This is a genomic window from Polycladidibacter stylochi (assembly GCF_001562055.1).
Taxonomy (GTDB): domain Bacteria; phylum Pseudomonadota; class Alphaproteobacteria; order Rhizobiales; family Stappiaceae; genus Pseudovibrio; species Pseudovibrio stylochi.
Genome location: NZ_LLWE01000032.1, coordinates 1 through 18426, shown reverse-complemented (window position 1 = coordinate 18426; position 18426 = coordinate 1). Strand labels below are relative to the sequence as shown.

The following is an 18426-nucleotide window of genomic DNA, read 5'->3' as shown; positions in this document are numbered from 1 at the left end:
GGTGCAAATGCCTAGATTTACGGCCAATTTGTCTATGCTTTTTAAAGAGGTAGACTTTATGCAGCGCTTTGAAGCTGCGGCAAATGCAGGTTTTAAAGCTGTCGAATATCTATTCCCCTATGACTTCCCAATGGAAGACATTAAAAAAGAGCTTGATAGCAATGGTTTGCAGCAGGTTCTGTTTAATTTACCTGCTGGTGATTTTGCTAGTGGCGAGCGGGGCATTGCTTGTTTGCCTGATCGGGTTGAAGAATTCCGTGTTGGTGTTGACAAAGCTATCGAATACGCCAAGACTTTGGGCTGTAAGCAAGTAAATTGTCTTTCTGGCTTGGTACCGGAAACGGTTAGTCAAGAAACTGCTGAAAAAGTACTTGTAGAAAATCTGCGCTTTGCGGCGGATAAGCTTGAAGGTGAGGGGATTTTACTCTTGCTCGAAGCTTGCAATACGCAAGACATGCCAGGATTTTGCGTGAACAATTCAGCACAAGTGCTAAAAATTATTGAAGCAACCGGTAGCAAAAACATCCGCTTCCAGTTTGATATCTACCATATGCAAATTATGGAAGGTAACGTTGCCCGCACGATTAGCGATAATTTGGATAGCATTGCGCATATCCAGATAGCCGATAATCCGGGCCGACATGAGCCCGGAACCGGTGAGTTAAACTACGACTTCTTGTTCAGATTCCTAGACGACATTGGCTACAAGGGCTGGGTTGGGGCTGAATACAATCCGGCAAACAGTACAACAGATGGTTTGAGCTGGTTTACACGCATAAAGTAAGGAATAAAAACATGACAAAGCTTGGATTTATTGGCCTTGGCATTATGGGAAAGCCAATGGCAGAGCATTTAATAGCTGCTGGCAATGAGGTTTACTTGCACTCAATTCCATCAATACCTGATGATTTGGTAAAAAAGGGTGGAATAGCGTGTGAGTGCGGGCGTGATGTTGCGCAAAAAGCGGATATCATTTTTATTATGGTACCCGATACACCGCATGTGGAAGCTGTTTTGTTTAGTGAAGACGGCGTTGCCGCAGGCTTGAGTGCTGGCAAAACCGTTGTCGATATGTCTTCGATTTCACCACTGGCTACGAAAGATTTTGCCAAAAAGATTGCCGATTTGGGCTGTGGTTATGTTGATGGCCCGGTTTCTGGTGGTGAAGTTGGTGCCATTAATGCAACTCTTTCTATTATGGCGGGTGGCAACGAAGCAGAGTTTGCCAAGGTAAAACCCTTCTTTGAGCTGATGGGTAAAAACATTACTCTGGTTGGTGAAGCAGGTGACGGGCAGGTGGCCAAAGTTGCGAACCAGATTATTGTGGCGCTGAATATCGAAGCCGTTGGCGAAGCGCTGTTGTTTGCCTCAAAAGCTGGGGCGGATCCGGAAAAAGTACGCCAAGCACTGATGGGCGGGTTTGCATCATCTAAAATTTTGGAAATCCATGGCGAGCGCATGGTGAAGCGCACATTTAACCCGGGTTTCCGTATCGAGTTACACCAGAAGGATTTGAATTTGGCTCTTTCCAACGCCAAGTCTATGGGCCTTTCATTGCCAAATACAGCCACAGCGCAAGAGCTATTTAACGCTTGTACGGCCAATGGTGGTTCGCAATGGGATCATTCCGGCATGGTTAAAGCTCTAGAGCTTTTGGCCAATCACAAGGTTGCCGAAGACGCATAAGTAAACACTATCAAGTGCCGGTGCTTCTATCTGATTTGAAGTACCGGCGAATAACGGCTTTCAGTTTCATACCCTTGTGCCGGGCATTCTGGGCATATCTCCTTGGAGTTGGACCTATGTCGAAAAATCCTAAAGAACTACTTAGAAGTTTGTTTGAAGCGGCTGTAGCTTCTGCCCAGCCGGCTCTTTGCCTGCCGCCATTTTTGCCCAAAAAAGTGGAGGGAAAGCTGATTGTTATTGGTGCCGGTAAGGCATCTGCTGCCATGGCGAAAGCTGTAGAAGACAATTATGAAGGTGAATTGAAAGGCTTGGTAGTTACCCGTTATGGCTACAATGTACCCTGCGAGAAAATAGAGATAATTGAGGCTGCGCATCCTGTGCCAGACACAGCAAGTGTTACAGCAGGGCGCAGAATTCTTGAGTATGTTAAGGATCTTGGGAAAGATGATACGGTATTATGCCTGATTTCCGGCGGCGGCTCAGCCTTAATGTCACTGCCTCCCGAGAATATGAGCTTGGAAGATCTACAGGCAATCAATAAAGAATTACTTTCTTGCGGCGCAACGATTAATGAAATGAATTGTGTACGCCGCAACTTGAGCCAAATAAGCGGTGGCCGGCTGGCAAAAGCTATCCACCCCGCCAAAATCATCAATCTCCTCATTTCTGATGTGCCTGAGGACGAACCTTGTAACATTGCAAGTGGGCCAACTGTTCAAGACAAAACAAACTTGAGTGATGCACTGGCAATTATTGAGCGCTATAAAATTAGTCTTCCCGATTCCGCAAAGAAATACTTGGATAGTAAAGCACTAAGAGAAGAAGCTGTAGATATTAGCGGTGTAGATATTTCAACTCATCTCATTGCTACACCGCAACTAGCACTTGAAGCCGCCGCAAGTATTTGTCGGAAAGAAGGTTATCCAACATATATACTTGGTGATAGTATTGAAGGTGAGGCTGCGGATGTTGCTACAGTAATAGCGGGTATTTCTAAGCAAATAGCAAATAAATCACAACCCTTTAGTTATCCGTGTGTTTTGCTTTCAGGGGGTGAGACAACTGTTACCTTAAAAGGTGATGGGCGTGGCGGGCGAAATGTCGAATTTTTACTTTCATTTGCATTAGCAATGAACGGGCAAGAAGGCGTATATGCGCTAGCTGGTGATACGGACGGGGTTGATGGCATTGAAGAAATTGCAGGTGCGATTTGTGATCCCAGTACGATATCCCGCGCATGGCAAAAAGGAATAAACCCCCGAAAATCCCTCGAAAATAACGATGGCCACGGCTTCTTCGAAGCCTTAGGCGATAGCGTGATAACGGGGCCAACCCGCACGAATGTCAATGATTTTCGCGCTATTTTGATTAATGGCGACGCTTCGTAGCTGCAAGTAAAACTGTGGTTCGTTTCTGCATCACTTGGTATAAAGGAAAGAGAAAATGGATAAAATTATCATCTCTCCAAGTAAATATGTTCAAGGCGAAGGTACGATAACCAAGATTGGTGAGTATGTTAAGCCATTTGGTGATAAAGCGGTAGCTATTGCCGATGAGTTTGTTACCTCTCTTGTTGGCGAAACGGTGCAGAGCAGCTTTGCAGCGGTTGAGACGCCGGTTCAGCTTGAAAAGTTCAATGGCGAATGCTCTCGACCAGAGATAGAGCGCTTGTTGGAAATTGTCCGGGCTGCGAAAGCTAACGTTATTGTTGGTATTGGTGGCGGGAAAACACTCGATACTGCAAAATCAATCGGTTATTATTGTAAAATTCCGGTTGTTGTTGTGCCAACAATTGCTTCAACCGATGCACCAACTTCTGCCCTTGCGGTTATCTATACGCCGGAAGGCGAGTTTTCCGAGTACCTAATGTTCCCTTCGAACCCTAATATGGTTCTTATGGATACGGCAATCATTGCCGGTGCGCCTTCCCGGCTCTTGGTTGCCGGTATGGGGGATGCACTTTCAACCTACTTTGAAGCACGTTCCAATGCGGCTTCAGGCAATGCAACAATGGCAGGCGGTGCTTCGACAAAAGCGGCATTGGCTCTTGCTGAGCTGTGCTTTGAAACCCTGCTGGAAGACGGCGTTAAAGCTAAGGTTGCGGTTGATAATAACCTCTCGGACAAGGCGGTTGAGAACATTATCGAAGCCAACACCTACCTATCAGGTATTGGTTTTGAATCATCAGGGCTTGCGGCAGCGCATGCCATTCACAATGGCCTGACAAAGCTGGAAGAATGCCACCATCTTTACCATGGCGAAAAAGTTGCTTTTGGCACGCTTACCCATTTGCTGCTTGAGAATGCTCCGATGGAAGAAATTGAAACTGTTATTGGTTTCTGCCGCTCTGTGGGTTTGCCAACCAATCTTTTCGATATGGGTGTGAAAGAAATCAACCGCGATGCCTTGATGGAAGTAGCCAAGGCCTCCTGTGCGGAAGGTGAGACAATTCATAATATGCCATTCCCTGTAACACCTTCCATGGTGTTTACGGCAATGCTTTCAGCCCATGAGTTGGGCAGCCGCTGATGAAGGCTGTCACCTCCCGCTGATGAGGTGGGGGGTGGCAAACAATCGCTCAATAAAGCCTGCAGCAACAATAAGAACAATAGGGACCAGTACAATGAAAAAACTAATTAATAAAGTTGATGATGTTGTGAGGGAACAGCTAGAGGGACTGGCACTGGCGCATCCAGAATTAAAGTTTTCTGATGAACCAAGCTTTATTTACCGAGAAATTGCGGAGGATAAAGTCGCCATGATTTCCGGTGGAGGATCTGGTCATGAACCATTGCATGCAGGCTTTATTGGCGAGGGTATGCTGCGCGCTGCATGTCCTGGACAAATGTTCACTTCACCAACCCCTGATCAAATGTACGAATGCGGTAAGACTGTAAATACCGGCAAGGGTGTTTTGCTGCTTATCAAAAACTACACGGGTGATGTTTTAAACTTCGAAGCGGCAGCAGAACTGTTGCACTTTGATGATATTCCCGTTGCCACAGTGACTATTGACGATGATGTGGCTGTTAAAGACAGCCTGTATACCGCGGGCAGGCGCGGTGTTGGTGCTACAGTTATCATCGAAAAGCTTGTCGGTGCAGCTATTGAAAATGGCGTTGATCTGGATGCAACCACTGCTTTGGCACAACAATTAAGCAACCGTTCACGCTCTTTTGGTGTGGCCCTGAATGCTTGCACAGTACCGGCTGCAGGTAAGCCTTCGTTTGAACTGGCAGAGAATGAACTAGAATTTGGTGTTGGTATTCATGGTGAGCCCGGCATTGAACGCCGCGAATACAAAGACCTGGATTCACTTGTTGAACAAATGCTGGACGAGCTTTTAGACAACAGCCCCTATAGCCGTGTCGTCCGCAGCTTTAACCGCGATACCGGGAGCTTTGACGAGGCAGAAGTTGCCATTGAAGAGTTTAGTCCCTCTGACCAACTGATTGTAATGGTGAATGGACTTGGCGCTACCACCGAAGGCGAATTGTTTGGTGCTTACGCAAAGTTACACAAGTCACTAGAAGCAAAAGGCTTCAAAATAGCTCGAAACCTAATTGGTAACTATTGTACCGCACTCGATATGCAAGGCTTTTCAATAACACTTGTTAAAGCTGATGAACAAATACTCAAGCTCTGGGATGCGCCAGTAAATGCGCCTTCACTTCGCTGGGGAAAATAAAACCAACCTGAGATTCCAAGGAAAAAAAATGACAATAAAACAAGAGCAAATCCTAGGCTGGTTGAAAACGTGTCGTGCTGTATTTGCAGAGCAACGCGATATGCTAACGGAGCTTGACAAGGAAATTGGTGATGCCGACCATGGCATCAACATGAACCGGGGTTTTGAAAAGGTTGCTGAGAAACTACCAAGTTTTGAAGGGCAACCCATTGATGCCATTTTGAAAAACACCGGCATGGCCTTGATGTCTTCTATTGGCGGTGCTTCCGGTCCCCTTTACGGCACGTTTTTTATCCGCGCGGCCGCAGCTGCCAAAGGGAAAGAAGAGCTCACACTTGCTGATTTAATTGCTCTACTGGAAATGGCGATTGCCGGGGTTGTTGCACGTGGCAAGGCAGAACCTGACGATAAAACCATGTGTGATGTCTGGTGGCCGGTTTTAGCAGCTGCAAAGACAGCCGATACTTTGGAAAAGGCTCTTTCTGACATGGTGGAAGCCGCCGAAAAGGGCGTTCAAGCAACGGTGGATATGCGAGCCAAAAAGGGGCGGGCATCTTACCTTGGCGATCGTTCTGTGGGGCATCAAGATGCCGGGGCGACCTCATCTATGTTGATGGTGAAAGCGCTTAAAGATACCGTGGTCGGAGTATAGTTCTGTGGTTGGTATTGTTGTTGTTTCGCACAGTGCCCAATTGGCGCAAGGTGTTGCCGAATTGGCAGAACAAATGACGCAGGGAAAAGGGGCTCTTGCTGTTTGTGGCGGTATTGATGACCCCGAAAACCCAATTGGCACAGACCCCGTAGCTGTGATGGGAGCTATTGAAACGGTATATCGTGATAGCGGTGTTTTGGTCCTGATGGATTTGGGCAGCGCTTTGATGAGTACCGAAATGGCGATTGAGCTGCTTGATCCTGAATGGGCAGCCAACATTGAAATGTGCGCGGCGCCATTGGTTGAAGGCACACTGGCAGCAGCCGTTGCCGCGGCATCCGGTTTGCCATTAGCCGATGTTAAAGCCGAAGCCATGGCAGCATTGGCAGCCAAGCAAAAGCATTTAGGTACAGAAAAACAAGAAAGCGCGACAGAAGTACAAGAAGACTTGGCGTCAGCCGAGCATAGTGCATGCGGGCAACAAACAGCCTCTTTCAACTGTATGGTTTTAAACCATAATGGCCTGCATGCACGACCCGCAGCCAGTATTGTTGGCGCACTAGCGCCGTTTTCGGCCAGTGTTACAATTCGTATGAATGGCGAGTGTGCTAATGCCAAAAGCCTGAATGCGATTGCTGTACTTGGAGTAAAGCGACAAGATGAAATTACCGTTGAGGCGATTGGTGTAGATGCAGAACAAGCCATTGATGCATTTAGAGTGCTGGCAGAGGACGGTTTTGGCGAAGATGTGACAGGCGAGCCTGCTGTTGCGAACGATCTGGAAGAAGCCAAAGAGGTAGAAACACAAATTGACGGTGCAATTGCAGGCCTACCAGCGTCTAGTGGCATTGCATTTGGCAAGGCAGTATTCTTAAGCGCTGAAATGCCAAAGATACCACAGCGGGAAAGCCAAGGTATTGATTTTGAGGTTAATCACTATCAAACGGCCGTTCAAAGCGTACTTGATGGTCTAAAAGACAACGCTGCTCAGGCTCAGGCAGCGAAAGATAAGCTAAAAGCAGATATTTATGCCGCACATATTGCCATGCTGAGTGATCCTGAGCTGGAGCCGCAAATTATTGCGCATGTGCAAGAAGGTGCAATTGCTGAAGCTGCCTGGATGCAGGTGATGGATGCATTGAAAGAGCAATATGCACAAAGTGCCAGTGAATATATGCGCGAGCGTGTGAGTGACGTGCTGGACATTACACGCCAAGTGATGCTGAGCTTAACAGGCGAGAGTGAGCAAAGAATTGCATTAGAACCAGACTCTATTCTGATTGCCGAGGATCTTTCACCTTCTGATACAGCAAAGATTGATCCTGAAATTGTAAAGGGTATCTGCCTGTCGGGCGGTGGCAAAACTTCACACAGCGCTATCATTGCACGGGCTATGGGTATTCCGGCAATTGTGCGGGCATCTAATGTCATGACACAAGTACAGCCAGGGCAAGAAGTAATTCTTGATGGTTTTGCGGGGAATCTATGGACAGATGCACCGGCTAATATTCATGCAGAACTTACAGAGCGATGTAAGGCATGGGTAGAGAGCACTAAGGCAACTGAGGAGATGGCGAAAGAACCTGCCATAACCACAGATGGGGTGCATTTCCCTGTTCAGGCGAATATTGGTGGCATGCAAGATGTTGATGCAGCATTAAAAGGCGGTGCGGAAGGTGTGGGGCTGCTGCGTACGGAGTTTTTGTTCCAATCGCGTAGCGATCTTCCAGATGAGCAAATGCAATATGAAGAGTATAAGCGTATTGCAGCCGCATTTGGGGATCAGCCGGTAACGATAAGAACCCTTGATGTGGGCGGGGATAAGCCGCTGGATAGTTACCCAATGGCACAGGAGGAAAACCCGTTTCTTGGCCACCGCGGTGTGCGCATGTGCTTGTCGGACCCGCAGTTGTTCAAAACCCAAATCCGCGCCTTAATTCGCGCTGCTGCTGAACAGCCCAATATCCAGATGATGGTGCCGATGATTGCCAGCCTTAGCGAGTTACTCGCGGTTAAGGCATTGGTCGAAGTGTGCCGTGAAGAGCTGAATATGCCTGCAAAAAGTGTGCCTATGGCACTCGGCATAATGATTGAAGTACCGGCAGCGGTGCTGAATGCCGATGCTCTGGCACAAGAAGCCGACTTCTTTTCGATCGGGACTAACGATTTAACCCAGTATGTCATGGCAGCAGATCGGGGCAACCCGCAGGTGGCCGAACTGGTGAACTATCATGAGCCTGCTGTCATAAAAGCTATTGAGTTGACATGTGCAGCAGGCATGCGGGCCGGGATACCGGTGAGCATGTGCGGAGAAATGGCAGGAGACACCGAAGTAACCCAGCTCTTGCTGCATGCAGGCCTTAGCAAACTTTCCGCCTCGGGCAAGCTACTGCCCAAACTAAAGGCAAAAATAAGGGAGTGCGAAAGCGCATAATAACATAACAACAAAGGACAAGGGGTAAGTAACACAAAGTACAAATCTAATAAATAGTGTGCGTTATAGGCTGATATAATAAAAAAAAGGGAGGCGGGTTTGAAAAAAATACTCGAACCAAGCCGTGAATTAGAGGTTCTCGCAAGTTGTGATGTGCTTGTTGTTGGCGGAGGACCTGCAGGAATGGCAGCTGCACTTGGAGCAGCAAGAGATGGTGCTAACACAATAATATTAGAAAGGTTTGGTTGCCTTGGCGGTGTTCTAACAACAGTTGGTTGTGAGGGGTATGCTTGGTACCGGCATGAAGGAACGATTGAAGCGGGTGGCATTGGTCGCGAATTGGAAGAAAAAGCAATTCGAGGTAATGCTGCGAGAGCTGAGCCTCAATCGAATAGTCATGCAATTGATGCTGAAGCATTTAAGTATGTAGCAGATCAGTTAATGGAAGAGTCTGGTGTCCGTAGTATTTTCCATTGCTGGGCAGTTGGTGTTATTAAAGATTCTAATAGAATCAAAGGCGTAATTACTGAAAGTAAAAGTGGTCGCAAAGTTATTCTTGCAAATTCTGTCGTTGATTGCTCTGCGGATGGTGATATTGCGTATTTTTCAGGTTGTGAGATGGAAACTCGCCCGAAAAATGAAATGCTAGGCCTTACAGTAATGCTTAATTGTGTTGGTGTAGATGTTGCCAAATTCCAAGAATACATTGACGAAGTAAAGCCAACATATGGCGATTGGGGAACGGGCTTTAGTGATTGGTCTAATAAAAGCGGTGGCATAGCGACCTCTCGTAAAGAGGACAATATGTTTAGCCCATATTTAGAAGAGCCATTTAAACGTGCTAAGGAGGACGGTTTAATTCCTCAAGATGCCAAAGTATGTGGGACTTACTCAACATTTTCTGAACACGGCGAAGCTACTCAATTGAACTTAGTAACTATACGTGGCTTGGATTGTACTAGCGTTGAAGACCTCACAAAAGGTGAAGTCGAAGGTCGTAAGAACTGCATGCATGCAATTACGGCTCTAAGGGCCTATGTACCAGGGTTTGAAAACGCTAAGCTTCGCAACTTCGGAATGACTGTAGGTACAAGGGACTCTAGAAAAATAATAGGAGTCGAAACAATTGATGGCAGCTATGTAACGGGTGAAGGAAGGACAGAAAATTCTGTTGGAATATTCCCAGAATTTTTAGACGGTTATGGGCTCGTTGTGCTTCCAACAACTGGTAGGTACTTTCAGATACCCTACGGGATTCTAGTGCCTAAGGATGTCGATAACTTATGGGTAGCCGGTCGTGCTGTTGCAGGTGACAAAGCTGCTCACTCATCTACACGTAACATGATGTGTTGTGCTGCTACGGGGCAAGCTGCAGGTGTTGCAGCAAGTATTGGAAGCAGGTTAAATGTAGCATCCAATAACGTTCCAATAAATCAATTACAAGAAAAACTCACCGAACAAGGTGTTAGAATAAATTAGTGGGAGATCACCAAATGGAATGGCTTAAGGGAAAAGATGGAAAACCTCTATTTAGTTCTCCTAGAGTGTTTTTGAACTTCATCGTACTGGTTGCATGCGCACAATTCGCATTTTCATTACTTGCTATGAAAGGAGTTCTACTTCCTCAAATGTTAGAGATGTGGGATATCTCTATGACAGAGTTTGGCATTTTGATGTCCATTTATGGCATAGTGCACAATATTTTTTACTTAGCTTGCTCATGGGCACAAGACAGATTTTCCCCACGGGTACTTATTCCTGTGAATATGATTCTTGGTGGGCTAACAACTTATTTTCTTGGTAAAACCTCAGACTTCACAACACTATGCTTCTTGTTTGTGATGCTGTCTTTGTGGTGTGAAGGTGCTTTCTGGCCAGCTGTTTTGGCGTCTGTTAGAAAAACGACATCAGACAGTAACCAAGGCAAAATATTTGGTCTACTGGAAGGTGGCCGTGGTGTTGTTGAGTTTTTGCAAAACTCATTTGTCGTTGGTTTATATGCTTATCTTGGCTATAGTGTTCTTGGTTTAGAAGTTGCGTTTATGGTCAATGCCGGTATCATGATTTTACTAGGCGTAATCGCTTGGTTTATCTTGCCACGCGAAACGCTCCTTAAATCTGGTGAAGATTCTAAAAAGGCGAATGCAGAGGTTAAAGAAGGTATTAAAGTAACCATGCGTTTACCAGAGCTATGGTTAGCAGGGTTTGTTGGGTTCGTTGTGTTTATGTGTTACACTACAACACCATTTTTCCTAACTTTCCTGAAGGATGTATATATATTACCTGTACTTGCTGTTTCAATATTTGGCATACTTTCTACCTCTGGAGGACGTATAACAGTAGCATTGCCAGCAGGTTTTATCGCCGAGCGTTTCTTTGGTGGTCCTAGTGGCGGTATGCGTGCTGGCCTTGTAGCTATCGCTATACTTAGTATTGCAATGATACTACTACCAAAAAATGAAGCCTTTGCTATACCAGCTATGATTATACTTGTGATGATGGCTTTCACTTACTTCTTCATGCGCTCGTTGTATTTTGCTCCTTACGGAGAGATGGGCTTACCACCCCGCTTTTCAGGTTCAGCAATAGCCATCGCAGCTTTTATAATTTACTTACCAGCAACTTTTGCCTACGGCCTTTGGGGGGTAATAATAGACAAGTATGAGGGTGTATCTGGATATAATGTTGTATTCGGTATTCTGCTCGTCATTTCCATCGTCGGTGCAATTATTGCAACTATTCTTAAGAGGCGTATTGCGAATGGCGCTGCGAAGAGAATCGCTGAGAAAATGGCTGAAGTTGATAGAAGGTTAGGGTTAAAAGGCGAAGAGAAAACCTTAACAGAACTCATCGATAATGAGTCTAAATCAACTACCTAATGTAACTTGATCATTAGAGTTCATTAAATTGTGCTCCTTCAGCAAAAAAGCTGAAGGAGCATTTTCTAGTCTCGCTTGTAAGAATTTTATGAGCTCTTTCTTATACTGTGTTACAACAAGCTCTAAACCCTCAAAGAGTCGTATACTAAAGCGGTAATGCGCCTTCCCATACGATTTTTCTATAACGCTCTGGGTTGGTGTCACCCTCAGTACTGTAGATCATCACCACGCTATCTTCATTTAAGCCAGTGCTTTGCGCCAGTTCGGTAAATTCTTCCTTTGTGCGCATGGCATATAGTACGCCAATATTCAAAGCACCCGACTCGCCACCTGTCACGGCCTCATCACCATGTAACGGGTTGCCAAGAATGCGCATGCCAGTTGCTGCAATACGATCTTCAGCGGAGACGAAAAAGTCGCCGCAATTTCTTAGGGTTGGCCATGTTACGGGGTTGGGTTCGCCGCAAGCAAGACCGGCCATGATAGATGTTAAATCGCCTTCAACTGCGGTCATCTCACCGTTTTCGCTCAAAACAGAGCGGTAAAGGCAATCGGCTGCCCGTGGTTCACTAATAATAGTTGTAAAACTATCAGAGCCGTAGTGGTCTGCTAGGTAACCAAGAACACCGCCGGCCATGGCGCCAACACCAGCTTGAAGCATTACGTGAGTTGGCTGTGGCAAAGCCATTTCTTCAATCTGATCGGTGACTTCACTTGCCATTGTCATGTAGCCCTGAGAAATCCAGGTTGGAATTTCTTCATAACCTTCCCAAGCCGTGTCTTGCACCAGCTCCCAGCCATTTTCATTGGCGGTTTTGTTTGCCAAACGTACGGTATCGTCATAGTTGACATCGGTGACTATGCACTCTGCACCAAGCCCGCGAATACGCTCAACAGCAGATTGCGGCGATCCTTTTGGCATATAAACAACGGCCTTTTGCCCCATTGTGCGGGCCGCCCAAGCAACACCGGTGCCATGGTTACCAGCGGTGGCTGTTGCAAAAACCATTGGTTCGGGAAATTTTTCAGAAACGGTCTGTAAGTTAATTTCGCTGATATCCAGACCAAGCTTTTTCGCAAGCAACCGGCCCAATGCGTATGAGCCACCCAGCACTTTAAAGGCGTTCAATCCAAAACGGAAAGATTCATCCTTAACCAGTATAGCTTTAACACCCAACTTATTGGCCAATGCTGGCAAGCTCACGAGTGGTGTCGGTTGATACCCGTCAATCTGATTATGAAAGCCACGAGTTTTCTTGGCAACTTCCACTGAAAACAACGGGCTGGTTTCGCCTGTGCGGAAACGATTGCTGTGCAGTTTTAGCATCTGGATCTCTTTAGCAATTCGATGAGGGAAGTGTTGTGCGCACCTAAGCTATTAATCATTCAGGTGCGCATTGTTATAGGGTGGGGGACTATTTGATGTAAGCGATTGCTTCGACTTCTACCAAAGCATCTTTTGGTAAACGCCCTGCTTGAATGCAGGAGCGGGCAGGGGCTGCTTCTGTGCCAAATACTTCAGTGTATACTTCGTTAAATGCAGCAAAGTCTTCCATTTTCCCAAGGAAACAAGTAGTTTTAATTACGCTGTCAATGCCAGCGCCTGCTTCTTCCAAAACAGCTTTCAAGTTCGCCAGTGATTGCTTGGATTGTTCTTTAATACCGCCTTCAGGAAACGCCATTGTTTCTGGCACTAAAGGAAGTTGACCTGATGTAAAAACAAGTTGGTCAAAAATCATACCTTGGGAGTAAGGGCCAATTGCAGCTGGAGCTTTTGCAGTGTCGATTACTTTTTTCATTGGTTTTCTCCATTTTTGTTTTGTGCTTTAAACTCGCGAATGTACTTGTAAATTGCATGGCGAGTGATACCGAGGTGTTCTGAAACCAGAACAGTTGCTTCTTTGAACTCAAAAATTCCCCGCTCGAATAACAGGCGGGTCACTTCTTTGTTTCGGGTTTTTTGTGATACTGCGGGGTTAGCCTCAGCATCGACAATTGCGAGGTTAAGTGCTTGCTGAATAACGTCGTTTACATTTGTACTGAAATTCTCGCTAGCAATTTCAGATGGCCGCACCTGCTGCGGCGCGACAAAAGTTTTAACAATATCTGAAAAGGGGGCTGACAGGTTAATGTTGACACATAGCATGCCAATAGCGCGCCCGTTCTCTCCAAGCAAAATTGTTGTACTGGACTTTAATTGACGTCCGTCAGATGTTTGCGTGTAGTAAGCACTAGGTGTGGTGTCCCCGGTTTGAAGGTACTCCTGCATCACCTTCAACCCCAAATCGGTGATTGGTGAGCCAACAGTGCGTCCCGTAAGGTGACCATTGGATATTTTTACTACTGAATTATCTAGGCTCGCAAATGAATGCACGACGACCTCGCAATGAGGTCCTATTAAATCGGCAATTGTATCCGCCACATGAAAATAGTTGCGAAGCGTTACATGATCGCTCTCGCTAAGACTCTTAATAAGAGAATTGATGGCATTCGCATTCATTGGAATCACCTTTCGACAACCTCATAGGCTACTTTAGTGAACTTAATATGCGCCATACTTACCGGTGATATAGCTCTATTTCAATAGGAAAGTTACATATATTTCACTATATTGTCGAAAAGTGTTCCAAAATGATAAAATCCGGGAACTTTTCTGCGAAATACGTAGGATGAGAGCCCGATTATGTGCGTAATGCAACCTATATGGTAAAATTTATTTGACTTTATGTGTTTGGTGCACTTTATTTAACCGCAAGGCGCATAGGTGAATATTTTTAACTTTTAAGATTCGCGTAGCGCCAAGGAGGCTAACCTCCATCACTTGGGAGAATAATAATGACAAGTCCTTCAGCACGTGGTTTCAACACCGAAGAATTTGAAAACCGTACAGCTCGCCTGCAAACGCTGATGCGTGAAAAAGAGCTAGACGCTGTATTTTTTACAACCGAGCCCAATGTTCGCTATTTCAGCGGTTTCTTTACACAATTCTGGCATAGCCCCACCCGCCCTTGGTTCCTTGTAGTTCCAGCGAGCGGTAAACCTATTGCGGTTATTCCAGAAATTGGTGCTACCGGCATGGCCTCCACTTGGGTTGAAGATATTCGCACCTGGGCCTCTCCTTGTCCTGAAGATGACGGTATCTCCCTATTAACAGCCGCCTTGGAAGAGTTGCCTAAAAAGTTTGGCCGAATTGGTGCGACACTGGGTATCGAGTCTCATTTGCGAATGCCGGTAAACAACTTCTTGCAACTGCGTGAGAACGTATCGAGTGAAATTGTTGATGTTGCGCTCGAAATTCACGATCTACGCACTATCAAGTCTCCAGCGGAAATCGCCAAAACCCGTGAAATCTGCCGTATTACCAATAAAGCATTCGACCTTATTCCAAGCTATGCAAAAACGGGCATGAGTGAGCGGGATATCTGTAAACAATTCCGTATCGACATGCTGCGTGAGGGTGCAGATGAGTGCCCTTATATTATCGCAGGCTCAGGTCCAGATGGTTATGACAGTATTATCATGGGGCCAACGGATCGGGTTATCGAACACGGCGATTTGCTCATCATCGATACGGGTGCTGTGCGTGACGGGTACTTCTCGGATTTTGACCGCAACTGGGCCTTTGGTGATGCCAGCGAGCAAACCAAAGCCGCTTACCGCGCCACCTATGAAGCCACCACCAAAGGCTTTGAAGCCGCGAAACCGGGCAACACCACAACCGACATCTACAACGCCATGTGGTCGGTGCTGGAAGAAGCCGGAGCCCTCGGCAACGATGTAGGCCGCATTGGCCACGGCCTCGGCATGGAGCTGACAGAGCGCCCATCTAACACCGCAACCGACAACACGCTGCTGCGTCCAGGTATGGTGCTCACACTTGAGCCAGGCATGAACTACGCACCGGGCAAACAAATGGTGCATGAAGAAAACATCGTCATCACCGAAGATGGTGCTGAATGGCTGTCAGAGCGCGCAGCACCGGAACTTATTATCATTTAATTGGGCAGAAGATTACAGGCAGGTGCGGGAGCTACCTGTCTGTGGTTTTCCCGTTCTGGTTAACTCAGGGGAGAATTTATGAGTAACCAAGAAAATACAGCAGGGGCAGTCCCCGAGCTAAAACAGGGCAAAATGCTGTTTACCAGCACTATGGCCTTTATCGTCATCGTTGTGCTTTCCGGGATTATGTTCCCCGATACGCTTTATGATGTCGGCGTCGGCACCATGAATTACCTGACTGATAAATTCGGTTGGATCTACATGGCAGGCTCTTTTGCCTATGTCATGGTGATGTTCTATTTCGCCTTCAGTAAATACGGCAATATCCGCTTTGGCCCGGACGATGCCAAGCCAGAATTCAGCACGTTTTCTTGGATTGCGATGTTGTTCTCTGCTGGTATGGGTACAGTTATGCTCTACTGGGGTGTTGCAGAACCGGTTTACCACTACATCAATCCGCTAGAAACCACCGGCATCGCTGCGCAAACTCCAGAAGCTGCCGAATTTGCCATGAAACAGAGCTTCATCCACCAAGGCATTCAGGCTTGGGCTGCGTTCTCTGTCGTGGGTCTCATTCTTGGATACCTGATGTACCGCAAAGGTGAAAGCGGTCTTATCAGTAATATCTTGCTGCCTTGGGGCCGTGATAAAGCCAATGGTGGTTGGGGCAAACTTGTTAACCTCATCTGTGTATTTGGCGCAATCGCCGGTATCTCCACCTCGCTTGGTCAAACTGGCCTGTCTTTGTCCATCTCGTCATCCTACCTCATCGGTACACCTGATGGCGCGATAACCAAAATTATTCTGGTGGGCTCAATTACGCTAATCACCATCCTTTGTACTACTACAGGTCTGGAAAAGGGCATCAAACTTCTGTCCGATTACAACGCCTACCTCCTTGTTGGCCTGATTGTTCTGGTTGGCGCACTGGGTCCTACCACCCAGATGATCAACGTCTACTTTGACACCATGGGCAACTACATGAACGACTTCTTCACCGATGCGTTGATGTTGCCGACCTTTGCTGCAGACAAAGAAACCTCTTGGATTGGCGGCTGGCCTATTTACTACTACGCATGGGCCATTGCATGGGCACCATTTGTTGGTCCGTTCATCGCGCGTGTTTCCAAAGGCCGCACTGTTCGCGAGTTCATCCTTGGCTCGATGATCTTGCCATGCCTTGGCATCTTCCTCTGGGTTGCTTTCTTCGGCACCATTGGTCTGGAAGCAGAACCTGAAGCCCTGAAAGCCGCTGCAGCCTCTTCAAAAGCTGCAACCTTCATCGTGCTTGAAGGCTTCCCAATGGGTACTGTAATCTCCATCGGTGTTGTAATCGCGCTGTTCACCTGCTTCATCACTTCCATGAACAGCTCGACCTTCACCCTGAGCTCCATGAGTGAAGATGGTTCGCTGAACCCAAGCAACAAACAGAAGATCATGTGGACCATCGCACAAGGTGCCATGGCTCTGACCCTGATGCTGGCAACAAAGTCCGGTATCGATCTGTTGCAATCCATCAGCCTGATCTTTGCTCTGCCATTGATGTTCGTCTTGTTCGTTGCAATAATCAGCACATTCAAGATGTTCCGTCAGGAGTTTGACTCGAAGTAAAAAGTCAGTTGCAATGCTGAAATAAGACTTCGCATCACCTCATATGCAAAGGGCGGCATATATAGCCGCCCTTCCTTAATAATAAATGGGTAGGAAGTTATGTCCATCGAAGAACAAGTCAAAGCCTGGCGCCATCACATTCACAAACACCCTGAATTCGGCTTTGAAGAAGAACAAACCTCCAAGTTTGTTGCTGATAAACTCGAGGAATTTGGGCTTGAGGTGCATCGCAATGTTGGCAAAACCGGCGTTGTTGGCATTTTGAAATGCGGTGATAGTGATCGTTCTATTGGCCTACGCGCCGATATGGATGCTCTAAAAGTATTAGAGCTGAACGATTTTGCTCACGCTTCCACTCACAAGGGCCTTATGCATGCTTGCGGCCATGATGGACATACCGCCATGTTGCTCGGTGCCGCCCACGAGCTGGCACGCACAAAAGATTTTGACGGCACCGTCTACTTCATTTTCCAACCTGGCGAAGAACACGGTGTCGGCGCCAAGGCCATGATCGAAGATGGGCTGTTTGTCCGCTGGAACATTGATGCCGTTTACGCCATGCACAACCTGCCCGGCGTCCCAGAGGGGCACTTTGTCACCAATCCCGGCCCAATCATGGCTGCCGAAAGCGCATTCGAAATCGAAATTCTTGCCACTGGTGGGCATGCCGCATTGCCGCATATGGGCACAGACCCAATTGTTGTTGGGGCACAAATCGTCCTTGGCTTGCAAAACATCACCAGCCGGAACCTCAGCTCCATTCACGAACCTGCTGTCATTTCGGTAACAGAATTCAATACCAATGGCACAACCAATGTTATTCCCTCATCTGTAACGCTCAAAGGCGACACCCGCTGCTTTACAGACGATGCTTTGCACAAGATCGAAGCCGCCATGGAACGTGTGGCAGCGGGAATTTGTGCATCGGCTGGAGTGGAATACCGTTACAAGTTCCACAATGGTTTCCTGTCCACCATCAACACACCGAGTGAGACCGCTGTGGCAGTTCGTGTCGCCACCAAACTGGTCGGTGCGGATAAAGTGGATGGTGCCGCAAAACCTTTCACAATTTCCGAGGATTTCTCCTTCATGCAGCGCCAGGCCCCCAGCTGTTACATTCTGGTTGGTAATGGTGCGGAAGGTGAAAAGGGCGGTACAGCCCTGCATAAACCTTACTACGATTTTAATGATGATATTCTAATGACAGGCGTAAACTTTTGGCAAGAACTTGTGAAAGACCAGCTTCCACAAGCAAGCTAGAAGCGTGGCGTTTATGTTGCTTTGCGGGTAATAGGTCTTAGCATTAGCTCAATTGCAGACGCAATTGAGCTACCTAAGGGAATCACAATGCGACATTTGATGGGTTCAAATTATTGGTTTTGACAGGTTAACTTGAAAGAGCCGGAAGAAGCTTTTCACCTTATGCCTCAGGCATCAATCATGGCAGCGTTTTTCCATTGGGCGAAGGCGCTTAGAC

At 46.9% G+C, this 18426-nt stretch carries 15 protein-coding genes; 12 read left to right on the top strand and 3 right to left on the bottom strand.

The genetic code is table 11. From position 1 onward, the window contains the following. The first annotated feature begins 7 nt into the window (after positions 1-7). From hyi to AYK67_RS13925, 9 genes are all read left to right on the top strand, one after another. Entirely contained in the window at positions 8-784 is a 777-nt protein-coding gene (gene hyi / locus AYK67_RS13965) for a hydroxypyruvate isomerase (RefSeq protein WP_068088063.1), read from the top strand. An 11-nt stretch (positions 785-795) separates the two neighbouring features. Next, positions 796-1686 (top strand): 2-hydroxy-3-oxopropionate reductase, encoded by an 891-nt coding sequence (gene glxR, locus AYK67_RS13960; protein ID WP_068088060.1) that lies wholly within the window; start codon positions 796-798, stop codon positions 1684-1686. A gap of 116 nt (positions 1687-1802) precedes the next feature. Next, positions 1803-3074, top strand: coding sequence for a glycerate kinase type-2 family protein (locus tag AYK67_RS13955; RefSeq protein WP_068088057.1), 1272 nt, complete (start codon positions 1803-1805; stop codon positions 3072-3074). 55 nt (positions 3075-3129) lie between these two features. Further along, positions 3130-4215, top strand: a complete 1086-nt coding sequence (locus AYK67_RS13950) for a glycerol dehydrogenase (RefSeq protein WP_068088054.1) — start codon at positions 3130-3132, stop codon at positions 4213-4215. Positions 4216-4309: 94 nt separating this feature from the next. Then, complete coding sequence (gene dhaK / locus AYK67_RS13945) at positions 4310-5374, top strand: dihydroxyacetone kinase subunit DhaK (protein WP_068088051.1); 1065 nt, start codon at positions 4310-4312, stop codon at positions 5372-5374. 28 nt (positions 5375-5402) lie between these two features. Then, positions 5403-6026, top strand: a complete 624-nt coding sequence (gene dhaL / locus AYK67_RS13940; protein ID WP_068088233.1) for a dihydroxyacetone kinase subunit DhaL — start codon at positions 5403-5405, stop codon at positions 6024-6026. Between the two features lie 4 nt (positions 6027-6030). Next, a complete protein-coding gene (gene ptsP / locus AYK67_RS13935; protein ID WP_068088049.1) occupies positions 6031-8460 on the top strand; it encodes a phosphoenolpyruvate--protein phosphotransferase in 2430 nt (809 codons plus the stop codon). A gap of 99 nt (positions 8461-8559) precedes the next feature. Then, entirely contained in the window at positions 8560-9939 is a 1380-nt protein-coding gene (locus AYK67_RS13930; RefSeq protein ID WP_068088046.1) for an FAD-dependent oxidoreductase, read from the top strand. Positions 9940-9953: 14 nt separating this feature from the next. Further along, on the top strand, positions 9954-11339 hold the full coding sequence (locus AYK67_RS13925) for an MFS transporter (protein ID WP_068088043.1): 1386 nt from the start codon (positions 9954-9956) through the stop codon (positions 11337-11339). 145 nt (positions 11340-11484) lie between these two features. Here the strand turns inward: AYK67_RS13925 and dpaL are convergent, their stop codons facing one another. The 3 genes from dpaL to AYK67_RS13910 all read right to left on the bottom strand — a co-directional run bounded on the left by dpaL (position 11485) and on the right by AYK67_RS13910 (position 13839). Continuing rightward, positions 11485-12666: a diaminopropionate ammonia-lyase gene (gene dpaL / locus AYK67_RS13920; RefSeq protein ID WP_068088040.1), complete on the bottom strand. Its 1182-nt coding sequence runs from the start codon at positions 12664-12666 to the stop codon at positions 11485-11487. A gap of 88 nt (positions 12667-12754) precedes the next feature. After that, the gene (locus AYK67_RS13915) at positions 12755-13138 is read right to left on the bottom strand and encodes a RidA family protein (RefSeq protein WP_068088038.1); all 384 of its coding nucleotides are present in this window, start codon (positions 13136-13138) and stop codon (positions 12755-12757) included. Continuing rightward, complete coding sequence (locus tag AYK67_RS13910; protein ID WP_068088036.1) at positions 13135-13839, bottom strand: helix-turn-helix transcriptional regulator; 705 nt, start codon at positions 13837-13839, stop codon at positions 13135-13137. Before AYK67_RS13910 ends, AYK67_RS13915 begins: the two co-directional genes overlap by 4 nt. A 335-nt stretch (positions 13840-14174) precedes the next feature. Here AYK67_RS13910 and AYK67_RS13905 point away from each other — a divergent pair, with 335 nt between their 5' ends. The 3 genes from AYK67_RS13905 (at position 14175) to AYK67_RS13895 (ending at position 18209) form a co-directional block, all read left to right on the top strand. Continuing rightward, the gene (locus AYK67_RS13905) at positions 14175-15338 is read left to right on the top strand and encodes a M24 family metallopeptidase (protein WP_068088033.1); all 1164 of its coding nucleotides are present in this window, start codon (positions 14175-14177) and stop codon (positions 15336-15338) included. 78 nt (positions 15339-15416) lie between these two features. Beyond that, positions 15417-16949 (top strand): BCCT family transporter, encoded by a 1533-nt coding sequence (locus tag AYK67_RS13900; RefSeq protein WP_208976307.1) that lies wholly within the window; start codon positions 15417-15419, stop codon positions 16947-16949. A gap of 99 nt (positions 16950-17048) precedes the next feature. After that, entirely contained in the window at positions 17049-18209 is a 1161-nt protein-coding gene (locus tag AYK67_RS13895; protein WP_068088028.1) for a M20 aminoacylase family protein, read from the top strand. The last annotated feature ends 217 nt before the right edge of the window (positions 18210-18426 follow it).